This is a genomic window from Paucisalibacillus globulus DSM 18846, from assembly GCF_000482485.1.
GTDB classification, from domain to species: domain Bacteria; phylum Bacillota; class Bacilli; order Bacillales; family Amphibacillaceae; genus Ornithinibacillus; species Ornithinibacillus globulus.
Map to the genome: position 1 here is coordinate 26,729 of NZ_KI519439.1, position 12,761 is coordinate 39,489.

General features: G+C 38.4%; 11 protein-coding genes. 10 read left to right on the plus strand and 1 reads right to left on the minus strand.

Annotation, left to right across the window (positions count from 1 at the left end; translation table 11 throughout):
• Positions 1-13 precede the first annotated feature (13 nt).
• The 4 genes from murQ (at position 14) to K332_RS0118660 (ending at position 3,396) form a co-directional block, all read left to right on the plus strand.
• Complete coding sequence (murQ, locus tag K332_RS22890) at positions 14-892, plus strand: N-acetylmuramic acid 6-phosphate etherase (RefSeq protein WP_169727373.1); 879 nt, start codon at positions 14-16, stop codon at positions 890-892.
• 7 nt (positions 893-899) lie between these two features.
• Positions 900-1,874, plus strand: a complete 975-nt coding sequence (locus K332_RS0118650) for an N-acetylglucosamine kinase (protein WP_026908836.1) — start codon at positions 900-902, stop codon at positions 1,872-1,874.
• Between the two features lie 21 nt (positions 1,875-1,895).
• The gene (locus K332_RS0118655; protein WP_026908837.1) at positions 1,896-2,771 is read left to right on the plus strand and encodes a MurR/RpiR family transcriptional regulator; all 876 of its coding nucleotides are present in this window, start codon (positions 1,896-1,898) and stop codon (positions 2,769-2,771) included.
• 148 nt (positions 2,772-2,919) lie between these two features.
• Positions 2,920-3,396, plus strand: coding sequence for a flavodoxin domain-containing protein (locus K332_RS0118660; protein ID WP_026908838.1), 477 nt, complete (start codon positions 2,920-2,922; stop codon positions 3,394-3,396).
• Between the two features lie 360 nt (positions 3,397-3,756).
• Here the strand turns inward: K332_RS0118660 and K332_RS0118665 are convergent, their stop codons facing one another.
• Complete coding sequence (locus tag K332_RS0118665; RefSeq protein WP_026908839.1) at positions 3,757-5,298, minus strand: SpoIID/LytB domain-containing protein; 1,542 nt, start codon at positions 5,296-5,298, stop codon at positions 3,757-3,759.
• A gap of 299 nt (positions 5,299-5,597) precedes the next feature.
• Here K332_RS0118665 and K332_RS0118670 point away from each other — a divergent pair, with 299 nt between their 5' ends.
• The 6 genes from K332_RS0118670 (at position 5,598) to K332_RS0118695 (ending at position 12,665) form a co-directional block, all read left to right on the plus strand.
• Positions 5,598-6,317 (plus strand): PIG-L deacetylase family protein, encoded by a 720-nt coding sequence (locus K332_RS0118670; RefSeq protein WP_026908840.1) that lies wholly within the window; start codon positions 5,598-5,600, stop codon positions 6,315-6,317.
• A 24-nt stretch (positions 6,318-6,341) separates the two neighbouring features.
• The gene (gene nagZ, locus K332_RS0118675) at positions 6,342-7,934 is read left to right on the plus strand and encodes a beta-N-acetylhexosaminidase (protein WP_036689365.1); all 1,593 of its coding nucleotides are present in this window, start codon (positions 6,342-6,344) and stop codon (positions 7,932-7,934) included.
• A gap of 15 nt (positions 7,935-7,949) precedes the next feature.
• The gene (locus K332_RS0118680) at positions 7,950-9,131 is read left to right on the plus strand and encodes an anhydro-N-acetylmuramic acid kinase (RefSeq protein ID WP_245604765.1); all 1,182 of its coding nucleotides are present in this window, start codon (positions 7,950-7,952) and stop codon (positions 9,129-9,131) included.
• A gap of 73 nt (positions 9,132-9,204) precedes the next feature.
• The gene (locus tag K332_RS0118685; protein ID WP_026908843.1) at positions 9,205-10,563 is read left to right on the plus strand and encodes an extracellular solute-binding protein; all 1,359 of its coding nucleotides are present in this window, start codon (positions 9,205-9,207) and stop codon (positions 10,561-10,563) included.
• A gap of 207 nt (positions 10,564-10,770) precedes the next feature.
• Positions 10,771-11,688: a carbohydrate ABC transporter permease gene (locus K332_RS0118690; protein ID WP_026908844.1), complete on the plus strand. Its 918-nt coding sequence runs from the start codon at positions 10,771-10,773 to the stop codon at positions 11,686-11,688.
• Between the two features lie 11 nt (positions 11,689-11,699).
• Complete coding sequence (locus K332_RS0118695) at positions 11,700-12,665, plus strand: carbohydrate ABC transporter permease (RefSeq protein ID WP_026908845.1); 966 nt, start codon at positions 11,700-11,702, stop codon at positions 12,663-12,665.
• The last annotated feature ends 96 nt before the right edge of the window (positions 12,666-12,761 follow it).

Here is a 12,761-nt window from a genome sequence, read left to right on the forward strand (position 1 = left end):
AGGAGAGGTAACGATGACACAAAGCTTAGATAAAATGGCTGTTGAGGATTTGCTTATTTCAATGAATAGCCATGATCAATCCGTGCCATTAGCTGTAGAAAACGCATTAACTCAAATAAAACCTGTCATTGATGCATGTGTCGAAGCAATTAAAAATGGTGGAAAAGTAATTTACATGGGATCAGGTACTAGTGGTAGATTAGGTGTACTTGACGCATCAGAATGTCCCCCGACATTTGGAGTAAGTCCAGATGTATTTACAGGTATTATAGCTGGTGGGGAACGAGCAATTCGTTATGCAGTAGAAAATGCAGAGGATAATCAGCTACAAGGGGCAATCGATCTTGAGAAAATTGTAACTGAAAAAGATGTATTAATCGGTATTGCTGCTAGCGGTAGAACACCATATGTTATTGGGGGAATTGAGAAAGCCAAGGAATTAGGTATTTTTACGGCAGGAATCGTCTGCAAGCCAAACTCTAAAATAGCAGCCATTGTGGATAGTCCGATTGAATTACTTGTTGGTGAGGAGATTGTAATTGGCTCCACCCGCTTAAAAGCTGGAAGCGCACAAAAGCTGGTACTAAATATGATTTCAACAATAACCATGATAAAGCTTGGCAAAGTGTATGAAAACTACATGGTGGATGTTCAAGCCTCTAATTTTAAATTAAGAAAAAGAACCATCCGTATTATTTGTGATATTGCAGGAGTAAGTGAAGATACTGCAAAAGACGCACTTCAAGTTTGTGATAACCATTTGAAGGCAGCGGTGCTAGTGAGTAAGTTTAAAGTATCCTCGACAGAAGCATTCCAAATTTTAGCTGACCATGAGGATAATTTACGAGAATCTATTGCGTATCTAGATACAAAACGTGTAATTTTAGGGTGATGATGAGATGAATTATGTAATCGGTATTGATGGTGGAGGTACGAAGACACAAGTAGTGTTGGCAGATCTTACGGGTACTATTTTAATGAATACTGTGTATGGATCTACTAATCCAAACGCTGTATCTAAAGAAGAATTAAAAAGGATTTTTCATCATATTTTCCAAGATGTTGAGAAAAAGGTACCTAATAGTTTAAATGAAATGGTTAGTGTATTTGCTGGTATAGCAGGAGCTGGTATAGAAGCAACCGCATTACATATCAAAGAAATCATAACACCATATTTTTTACCAGAAACAAAAATAAAGGTTGTACCAGATTCAATCAATGCACTATATTCAGGAACATTTGGTAAACCTGGAATAGTTCAGATTTCTGGCACGGGTTCCATTACTTATGGAATTAATAAAAGAAAAGAACAGGGCCGTGTCGGTGGTTGGGGTTACCTTCTTGGGGATGAGGGCAGTGGGTATGATGTTGGTAGAAGAGGTCTTCAGGCCGCACTGCAATTTGAGGATGGACGTGGACCGGAAACGATGCTGTTAACGATGCTTTATGATTCCTATCAAATTAACTCAGGGAGAGAACTTATTGATAAAATCTATCATTCAGATAATCCCCGACTAGAAATTTCACGAAATTCAAAACTGGTTTTTGAAGCGTTTGAAAAAGATGATTCCGTTTCAAGGTTGATTTTGCGTAATGTAGCAGATGGTATAAGTCAAAGTATAAGGACACTTGATCAGAAGCTCTTTAAAAAAGATGGAAAAGTGGATGTTATTCTTTGTGGAGGATTATTTTCAAATACAACAATTCTTCCAGGGCTACTACAAGATGCACTAATCAATTACCCTAAGAGATTATCTCTTATCACTCCAGAACTACCACCGGTAATAGGTTCAGTGGTAGGATCCTATATAGAGAGTGGTAATACGATAACGGAGGAAGTTAAAGGAAATCTTTATCAATCTTATTTTAATTAATAATAAGAAGGTGATTAGCGCATGTCCCATTTAAAGGGTGGGTTAACCATCATAAAAGAAATGGTATGTAGTCTACCGAAGTCAGAAAGAAAAATTGCACAATTCATTCTGGAACAACCTAATGAAGCGGTGTTATTAACTGCACAAGCTTTAGGAAATAAGAGTAAAACAAGTGGGGCAGCGGTAATACGCCTTTGTAAATCGTTAGGCTTTAGTAGCTTTCAAGAATTAAAGTTACGTGTAGCAGGAGACCTTCAAGAAGGCAACAGTGCAGAATTTCGTGATATTGAGCCTAATGAAGATTATATGAAGATTATTGAAAAAGTAACAGCTAACACGATGCAGACGATTAAAGATACCGTAAATATGGTAAGCATTACACGATTAAGGGAAGCCGTACAAACATTAATACATGCTGATTCTATCACATTTATCGGGTTCGGTGCTTCATTTATTACAGCAAAAGATGCAGAGCAAAAGTTTATTCGGATTAATAAGCATGTTCATGCCTATTCCGATTTACATATGGCTTCCACAGCCATTGCGAATAAAGGCCCGAATGATGTGGTTGTCGGCATTTCCTTTTCTGGAAACACCATTGAAGTGGCAAAACTTTTAGAGCTAGCCAAAAAGAAACATGTAAAAACAATCAGTATTACTAAATATGGGAATACAATGTTAACAAGTTATGCAGATATAAATTTATTTACTTCATCTGCAAGAGAAGCGGTAAATCGAAGTGGAGCAACTTCATCTAGAATTGCACAATTACACTTAATTGATATTTTGTTTATGTGTGTTGCCTCTGAGGAATATGAAAAGACCATAGAACGCCTCGATGCAACGCGTGAAGCGGTTGAATTTTTTAAAGCACAAATGAATGAGAAAAATAAATAGGTTTATACAAATCCTAAATTAAAAGAGCGATTACGTTTAATTTAGGATTTTTTTGTTCATAAAGTTGCCATAGAAAAGAAAAAATCTTTCCTGATTAATTGAAATTGATAATCGTTATCAATTAAAATAAAGATGAGGAGGGATAAGGATGAGTAATATTTTAATACTATATGCGAGTGCATCAGGAAATACAGAATTGATGGCGGAAGTAATGGCTACCTATCTCGAAAATCTTCAACATAAAGTCACGATTAAAAACTTTGATTTTGACCAAATTACTGCAGAAGAAATAAAAGATTATGATGCTGCATTAATAGGGATATATACATATGATTATGGTGAAATTCCTTATGAAGTGGAATTTTTCTATGATGAATTGGATGAGGTTGAATTAACCGGAAGTATATGTGGTGTTTTTGGAGCTGGTGATTCCGCTTATGGTGACACATTCGGAACAGCAGTAGACCTCATGTATGAAAAGTTAGAGGAATGCGGAGTTCATCTTCATCCAGTAAGATTAAAAGTAGACTTAACACCGGACAAGAAAGATATCAGGAATTGCGAGGAATTAGCGAAAAGCGTTTTACTGCTGGTGTCGGGAAAGGAAGCAAATGTAGCGGAATGATTGTAGATAGAATTGGCTGATATATTGGTAATTTGGCTGATGTTTCGCTAGTCTGGCTGATATCCCGGTCCAATGGCTGATATATTGGCAATTTGGCTGATGTTTCAGCAAAATGGCTGATATATTGCTAATGTGGCTGATATATCCCAAATGTGGCTGATAAGCCGAGTGAATGGCTGATATCTCGAAAAAGCGGCTGATATATTGCTAATGTGGCTGATATCACGGAAAAATGGCTGATATATCCCAAATGTGGCTGATATCCCGAAATAACGGCTGATATTCCGTAACATTGGCTGATACCTCATAAATAAAACACAAAAAAGGGCAGCTAATAACTGCCCCCACACACCTGTAAAATTAATATCTCTCTTCTAATTCAATTCCAGTATAGAAGTGCTTCAATATATCCTCATAGTTATACCCATAGACAGCCATTCCCATTGCACCAACTTGTGACATTCCGACACCATGTCCCCAGCCACCGCCTTCTGCTCGGAATCCTGTTACGGTTTCGGTTTCTTCATCCATGATTGGCTCAATTTGGAATAATGTGCTTCGTAAAACACTCATGCTTCCATTATCATTGATATACTTAAATGCCCAGCGAATTTGATCTTTGTATTCATAGTAGGTTCCATTGTCTGTTACAAATTCAATTTCTAGTACTCTACCATTGGAGTAATCTAATGCGTTAACTTCATAGACTTCATTCACATCCACATTGAAGTGATCACTAACTACTTGGCTCATCTCTTCGTTCGTCCATTCATGATTCCAGCGATAATATCTGGACCATTCTTTTTCAAATTCAATCATTCTATTAACTCGTTGTGAGTTGTTACCATCCTTTTTTTGAGTAGACATTACTCTTTCACTAACAGGAACGGAACGTAAATATGGAATAGGACCTGAAGACCATACGTCCTCATTGTTTGATGTAATTCCACCACTAGTAGAATGATAGACCGCACTAATTAAATTTCCGTTGTAGGTAGCAACAACTCCCTCAGTTTCTTCAACAGCTTGTGTTGAGATAGGGTGCTCTGCATCATATCCACCATATACTTGATCTGATGTGGTAGGTAGTAAATCATATCCATCAGCACTTCGTTTTCCTAATCCCGAAATGGCATAGGTTCTAGCAGCGACAGCTTGAGACTTCTGTGCTTCAAGCTCGTCATAAGGAACAGGTGGTAATTCAAGCGGTACGACGCCATATAAATATTCTTCTAACGCTAATTCATTAATACCAGCTAATGTACCAGTGCTATTAAAAGCAACCTCGCCAATCCCGCGGTATTGTTTCCCGTTAATCTTAATTAATCCATTTTCAGAACTAATTTGAATAGCCCCTGGAACAATTTCATCAAATCCATCAGCAATTAATCGCATCTCTGCTTCCCCAGAAGAAATCGTTATTAATCGCCAGTATGAATCATTACCAGCAAATCCTTCTTCAATCATTTGCTGACGAAAAGCTTCCCGTTCTCCCCAACCGGCATCCTCAGGAAATTTTCCAATTAATAAGCGCCAACCGTTGTTATAATCCTCTATGTAGGTATCATACCCTGCGGCTTCAGCTCTCGATTTCCAATCTAGCATTCTTGCTTCATCTGAGGTCCATGCTGTTTGAAGACGATAATTTGTTTCAATCGTAGAAGTAGAGGACAATTCTACAGTAGCTTGATCACCTTCACCACTGTAAATGATTTCACCAGTAAGCTTGTCCGTAATAGTAAAATCATGATCACTACCTATATTGACAGACTCAGCAGTGGGTACAACTCCAATACGGATTATTTGGGTAGTACTCTCAGCACTTGTAGTAAAAGCTTGCATGAAAAATGCTAGAAATGCTAGAAGACTAACAAGAAGCAATGAATTCAATTTTTTCAACATAACGTACACCTCCTTATTTTATAAAGCGCTTACAATAATACTATTCAACAAACACACCAATAACCCTCCTTAAATCTTGTAGGTAGAAATAACCTTTTTGCTAGTTTATTAGGTAATATGATGTATGTTGTTGAAATATGAAAACAATTTTATATAAAAATATATGAATTAGTATTTCAATTTATTTATATTAATGTATAATAAAAGTGAATTTATTATTCTGAAATTATTAATCTTACATTATAATGTAAGCGATATCAAAGATTCGCAGGATTAACCTGAAAGGTGAGGTGTGACAAGTGAATGAGAAGAAACATCATATCATGGTTGTTGGGGCACACTGTGGCGATGCTGAAATCCAAGCAGGGGCAATTGCACATAAATATGCAAAAGCAGGTCATGAAGTAACATTTTTACACTTAACGGCAGGTGAGAAGGGGAATCCACCGCATATTTCAGTAGAGGATTACCGAAGACAGAAGATTAATGAAGCAGAAAAGGCAGCTTCCATCCTTGGCGGAAAAAGTATAACACTAGATTATAAGGATGCGGAATTAAAAGAAGACGATGAAACTGTAACGAGAGTAGCTAAACTATTCCGCGAGCTAAAACCAACTGTTGTTATCACCCACTGGGAAAACAGTATGCATCCTGATCATGCACTTTGCCCGAGGATTGTTCAAGCAGCATGGTTAAAGGCGGCACTTCCTGGATTTGAAATCGGTGGTTTGGCCCCACATTCACTTACTAGAAAATTTCATAGTGAGAATTGGGAGGACATGGAGGGATATGAACCGGATATCTTCGTTGATGTTTCCGAAGAATTTGATACCTATTTAGAAGCAATATCCCAGTATTGGTTCATTATGAATTCTAGTGATTTCAGATACTATGATTACTATAAAGCACTGGGTACAGTGAGAGGTTGCTTGGCAAGAACAACCTATGCTCAAACGTTAAAATTCCCAGTAGGCACAAATATTAGAAAAGGGAAATCTATCCCTGGATTTGAATTATAGAAAAAGACAAATGGAGTGGTACATATGAAGAAGTCAATCGAACAAAAAATTGGACAGTTAATGGTGTTTGGTTTTAAAGGTAAAACAGCAACACCGGAAATAAAAAAACTAATTCGTGAACATCATGTTGGTGGAATCATTTTATTTGGTAGAAATATTGGGACGACAGAGGAAGTTCTTGCGTTAACTACTGAATTGCAACGTGAAGCAAAAGATGCTGGCCATGAAAAGCCATTATTAATCTGTATTGACCAAGAAAACGGGGTTGTTCGTAGGCTAGGAGAAGGAGCAACCATTTTCCCAGGTTCGATGTTACTTGGTGCAACAGGGAGAAGCGACAATGCTTATATCACGGGACTTCTTACTGGCCGTGAATTAAAAGCATTAGGAATCAACTGGAATCTAGCCCCAGTGCTAGATGTTAACAATAATCCTGATAATCCGGTGATTGGTGTTCGTTCCTACGGGGAATCTACTGAAATGGTTTCTGAATTTGGGAAGCAGGCAGTAAAAGGTATGCAAGATGCTGGAGTAATTACAACGCTTAAACATTTCCCAGGGCATGGAGACACCAATGTGGACTCCCATCTGGATTTACCAACGATTGCTCATCATATGGACCGCTTAAAAGAGGTAGAATTAAAACCTTTCGCCGATGTAATCGAGCAAGGTGCAGATACAATCATGTCTGCACATGTCTATTTTCCAGCGATTGAGACCGAGGAAAATGTTCCAGCTACTTTATCAAGAAAGGTTATCACTGGATTACTACGTGAAGAGCTTGGTTTCCGTGGAGTGGTTACGACGGATTGTATGGAAATGAACGCTATCTCAGAAGGAATCGGAACGGCTGAGGGAGCTGTCCGTGCACTGAAAGCTGGAGTGGATTTGATAATGATTTCACATCTACAATCCAGACAGTATGAGGCATTAAATGTAGTGAAAGACGCAGTTAATTCGGGTGAGGTTTCAGAGGAATTAATTGATGATGCATATAATCGTGTCATGATCCTGAAGGATAACTATTTAAATTGGGATGATATTTTACTAGATGCAGATTTGGAAGTTTCGAGTGTAGTCGGTTCGAAGCTCCATGAGATGGAAGCATATGAAATTTACAAACAAGGAATTACAGTAGTGAAAAATGAAAATATGCTGCCATTTGTATTGGATGAATCAGAGCGTATAATGGTTGTTTATCCGGAAAATAGCTATGCCATGCAGGTAGAGGATAAGCGATATTCTACGTTTTCCTTAGGAGATAGGGTACATAATCTGCATGACAATACAGAGGTATTTGAGCTATCCAACCCACCAACAGAAGAAGAAATTGCAAGTGTGAAAGAGATTGCTAAAGATTATAAAGCAGTGATTGTTGGTACGTTAACGATTAAACCAGGTGACCAACAAGTGAAAATGGTGGAAGAACTTTATAAAGAAAATCCTAACATAGTTGTAATTGCAACAAGAAGTCCTTATGATATCGCTTATTTACCGGACGTTCCAGCATACCTAACAACCTATGAATTTACAGCACCTGCACTCAAAGTGGCTGTAGAAGCAGTATTTGGAAAGGTGCAAGTAAAAGGGAAATTACCAGTTACACTTCCACAATAAGGAGGGATGATGACCTTGGTTCTTAAGAATGGATTTTGTTATGCGGTTGGTATAATGTCAGGAACCTCCCTAGATGGAATCGACATAGCTGTTGTAAAGATTTCGGAGGAGAAGGAAAAAATAGAATTGGAGTTAACGCATTTTGATTCCATTCCTTACTCGGATGAGGTGAAACAGGAAATTTTGGAGCTATGTGATCCAAATAAAGCAAAAATCCAAATGATATCTAACATGAACATGCTACTTGGAAAATTGTATGGAGAAGCTGCTTTAAGGGCAATTGCTGATGCTAGTTTACGACCGGAAGACATCACGTTTATCAGTTCGCACGGGCAAACAATTTTTCATCAGCCAGAGGAAGTAGTAGTTGGTGAACACCATGTAACATCTACCTTGCAAATTGGTGACATTAGTATGATAGCCGAACAAACAGGAATTACTACAGTTGGTGATTTTCGTACGAGAGACATGGCAGTTGGTGGCCAAGGTGCACCACTTGTTCCTTATGCGGACTATCTACTTTTCCGAGACAAAGAGACTGGTAGAGTGCTAGTGAATATTGGTGGAATCTCTAATTTAACGATCCTACCACCAGATGGGGATGAGAATCAGGTGAAAGCCTATGATACTGGCCCCGGAAATATGATTATGGATTACTTTGCCAAAAGGATTGCTAATGGAAAGTTAACCTATGACAAAGACGGAGAATTAGCTGCTAGTGGCAAAGTGATTCATGATTGGTTAGAGGATTTACTAAATGAGCCATACTATGCGCTAGCATCGCCCAAGTCCACGGGAAGAGAGCTATTTGGTGAGGAATATGCTAATAAGTTATGGAATACGGCAGATAAGCTTTCCATTAGTTACTCAGACAGAATGGCGACCGTAACTAAATTAACTGCTGTGACATTAACGGACCAAATAAAGCTTCATCTAGAGTCAGCGCAAATACGAGAAGTGTTTATTAGTGGGGGAGGATGCTATAATCCGACCCTAATGAAAGAAATTAAAAGTGGTTTACCGTTGGGTGTGAAACTACGTAAATTCGATGAAATTGGTATGCCTGCTGATGCTAAGGAAGCAATGGTTTTTGCTTTACTTGGATATCAGTATTTGAATAAACGAACAAATAATTTTCCTCCAGCTACAGGGGCGAAGCGTAAAGTCATGATGGGCAAAGTAGCATGGGGAAGTTAAGGGGGTGAAACATTTCCGCATTCATCTATTCGTTTTCTAATATTTCTTAATAAAAGATAGGGGGAAGTTAACCATGAAAGGAAAAATGAAGTTGTTTTTGAGTGTGCTACTTGCTATTGGCTTTGTACTAGTACTAAGCGCATGTGGCGATGATTCAGACGGGGCAACAGATGAAGATGGTAATTGGACTGGCACAATCACAATTTGGGATGGTCCTCGTTGGGCTGAAGAAGGGGACACTTCTGGTGAAGAAGGTAAAGGAAACCAATACTTCTGGCTAGAAGGAAAAATTAAAGAATTTGAAGAAGCTAATCCAGGAGTGAAAATTGAACTTGTTCAGGTTCCTTGGGCAGAGATGCCTGATAAGTTAGGTGTTAACATTGCTGGTCAATCTTGGCCAGATATCGCACCAGTTGACATTAGCGGTAGTGCAGTAAGTATTGATCATATTGACCAAGGTGTTATTGAACCATTAAATGATTTCTTCACTGAAGAAGAAATGGGAGACTTCTATGAAAATGCTCTAGATGCTTATACGTATAATGACAAACTTTACGGTATTCCAAACTCCATTACGGTTCACTCTATGCTATTAAACTTAGATTTATTTGAAGAAGCTGGTGTAAAAGCACCTGAAAATGGTGAATGGACTTGGGATGAGTTTGTAGATGCAGCAGAAAAATTAACATTTGATCGTGATGGTGACGGGAAAATCGATGTATATGGTTTTTCCACGTATATCCTACCTGGATATTATGAAGCATGGCCATTCTTCTATATCAATGGTGGTCAACCTTTAAGTGATGACCTATCAGAATTTGCATTTGATTCACCTGAAGCAATTGAAGCGATTCAAGCTTTAGCTGATTTGAAACTGGTTAATGAAGCTGCTCCTGTTTCCATGGGTGGTGCTGATGTAGGTGGTACATTCCAAGCTTGGGCAAGTGAAGAACAACGTACAGTAGCGATGGAGCCATGGGCAACATGGGCAATCTCATCCGCGCAGACAGCTAATCCAACAAACTTCATGGTAGCAAACTACCCAACTGGTTCAACTGGTGAGCCTGTAACAATCGGTGGTGTAGGTGGTTGGACAATGTTCAAGCAAGAAAGTGATGCGAAGAAAGAAGTAGTTGCGGAATTCATGAAATCCATATCTGACACAGATGAGCAATTCTTAATGTCTCAATCTTATGGTATCTTCCCTGCTCGTATTAGTGCAGCAGAAATGGAACCATTTGCTGAAAACCCAGAAATGGCTCGTGCACAAGAAATGTCTTCACAAGTTGTGATGCTTCCTCGTCATCCTGAATGGAAGAAAATAGACGAAATCATTCAACGTGAACTACAACTAGTATTCAACGGTGAAAAGACAGCCGAAGAAGCAATGGCAACAGCTAAGCCTGAAGTAGAAGCGTTGCTAGGAGAATAATTTAGTAGACTGGTAGACTTCGGTTGATTCCGGAGTCTACCAGGATTACTTTCATGTTGATAAAGTTGCCCTCATCATGTTTTTGCGAAGTTGAATAAAAAAGGTGATGACAAAAATAGGTGCACGGAGTTTTCAATGCACAAGCTTTATACAAAGTATAAAACAACTAATTACATACCCAAGAAAGACAGCAGGGGAGGGAGAATTTTGCAATTATCAGCTCGGTTTAAAAATGCAGGAAAGAGTTTAAAAAGAACAGGAAAAGAAATGCGTAAAAACTATGCAGCATACCTCTTTTTACTCCCGAAATTGATTTTATTTGCGTTGTTTATTGTTGTACCCGTTGTATGGGCATTTCTATTATCTTTCCAAGAATATCGGATTGTAGATTCAAATGTATTTGTTTTTCTTGATAATTACAAGGCAGTATTTGAAAGTGAAGCATTTAAAAAAGCATTACTAAATACAACCATCTATACAGTTGTAACCGTTCCATTTAACGTTATTACAGCATTGATTGCAGCGTCGTTAATCCATTCCTTAGGTAAATTTGCACAGAACTTTTTCCGTGCGGCATTCTATTTACCGACCGTTACCTCTATGGTAATTATTGCGATGGTTTGGCGTTGGATGTATAACTACGAGTTTGGATTATTTAACCATGTGATGGGCCTGCTTGGAATGGAGCCAATTAACTGGCTAGGACAAACAGACTCAGCATTATGGGCAATCATCATTATGCAAATGTTAATTCCATTTGGTGTTGGAATTATTTTATATATGGCTTCCATGAGTTCCATTTCGGAATCACTTTATGAAGCGGCAACAATTGATGGTGCCAATGCATTTCAGAAATGGCTTAAAATTACCATTCCAATGTTAACACCTTCAACTGTCTATTTAACACTTCTAAGTACAATTGGATCCTTCCAAGTTTTCACGCAGATTATTTTAATGACTGGTGGAGGACCAGGTTATGCAACGGAAACATTAGTACACTTAATCTATAAAACTGGTTTCAGAGACTTTGAGTTTGGATTAGCAGCAGCACAATCTGTTGTTTTATTCTTTATTATCTTTGTAATATCTGTACTCCAATACAAAGTCTTGAATCGGAATAAGTAGGAGGGAAATGTATGAAAAAACGAATTAAAGTAAATAAGTTCATTACTTACTTGTTGTTATCCGTGGCAGCTGTTATTTCCCTTTTACCATTGTATTGGGTGTTTAGTACATCGTTGCAATTAAAAAGTTTCCAAGATGAAGATTTGGAGCGTCCAACCTCTTATGTAAATGCGAACCCACCAAAAATGTATCCGATGGGGATTTCGGAATACGTTGAGCATTGGGGGAAAGCAAGAGATGCTGAAAAAGCTGGGGATGCTGATCAAGAAGCATACCATCGTGAAGTAATGAGTACGATTGTAAAGGACACTTTCTCTGGATTTAAAAATTTATTCGAGAAAAACCAAATGGGCATGTGGTTCTTTAACAGTCTCTATATCGGGGTAGTTGTAACGATTGGTATCTTATTACTAGACTCAATGGCCGGCTATGTACTCGCTAAAAAACGGTTCCCAGGACGGGATATCATCTTTTGGTTAATTATCTCCACCATGATGATACCTTCCCAAGTAACACTAGTACCAATGTTTATCATGATTCGTGATTTGGGATTAATGGATACGCACTGGGCACTTATTTTACCGGATTTATCCATGGTATTTGGAGTATTCCTCATGCGTCAATTTATGCTGTCGATTCCAGATGAATTAATTGAAGCGGCAAAAATTGACGGTGCAAGCGAATGGAAAACCTATTGGAAAATTGTGCTACCATTAGCAAGACCAGGCCTTGCAGCACTTGGAATCTTCACATTTATGAACGTATGGAACTCGTTCTTATGGCCAATTATTGTATTAAACAGTGCAAAACTTTACACATTACCAGTTGGTTTGAAAACCTTGCAGGATGCAAACTTAGCAGATTTCAAACTACTCATGAGTGGTGCGGCAATAGCAGCAATACCAATGATTATTGTATTTTTAATCTTCCAACGTCACTTTGTAAAAGGATTGACCTTGGGAGGAGTGAAGGAATAGAGGGCCTTTTAGGTGAGTTTGGATCAGTGGGTTGTAGTGTTGGTTAGGTGTTTGGGTGGGAACAGCCGTTAATTAGGATTATCGGCCAAATTTGGA

Excerpts from the sequence above, each read along its gene's own strand:
- murQ (WP_169727373.1), top strand. The coding sequence starts at position 14 with ATGACACAAAGCTTAGATAAAATGGCTGTTGAGGATTTGCTTATTTCA.
- K332_RS0118650 (WP_026908836.1), top strand. The coding sequence starts at position 900 with ATGAATTATGTAATCGGTATTGATGGTGGAGGTACGAAGACACAAGTA.
- K332_RS0118655 (WP_026908837.1), top strand. The coding sequence starts at position 1,896 with ATGTCCCATTTAAAGGGTGGGTTAACCATCATAAAAGAAATGGTATGT.
- K332_RS0118660 (WP_026908838.1), top strand. The coding sequence starts at position 2,920 with ATGAGTAATATTTTAATACTATATGCGAGTGCATCAGGAAATACAGAA.
- K332_RS0118665 (WP_026908839.1), bottom strand. The coding sequence starts at position 5,298 with ATGTTGAAAAAATTGAATTCATTGCTTCTTGTTAGTCTTCTAGCATTT.
- nagZ (WP_036689365.1), top strand. The coding sequence starts at position 6,342 with ATGAAGAAGTCAATCGAACAAAAAATTGGACAGTTAATGGTGTTTGGT.
- K332_RS0118685 (WP_026908843.1), top strand. The coding sequence starts at position 9,205 with ATGAAAGGAAAAATGAAGTTGTTTTTGAGTGTGCTACTTGCTATTGGC.
- K332_RS0118695 (WP_026908845.1), top strand. The coding sequence starts at position 11,700 with ATGAAAAAACGAATTAAAGTAAATAAGTTCATTACTTACTTGTTGTTA.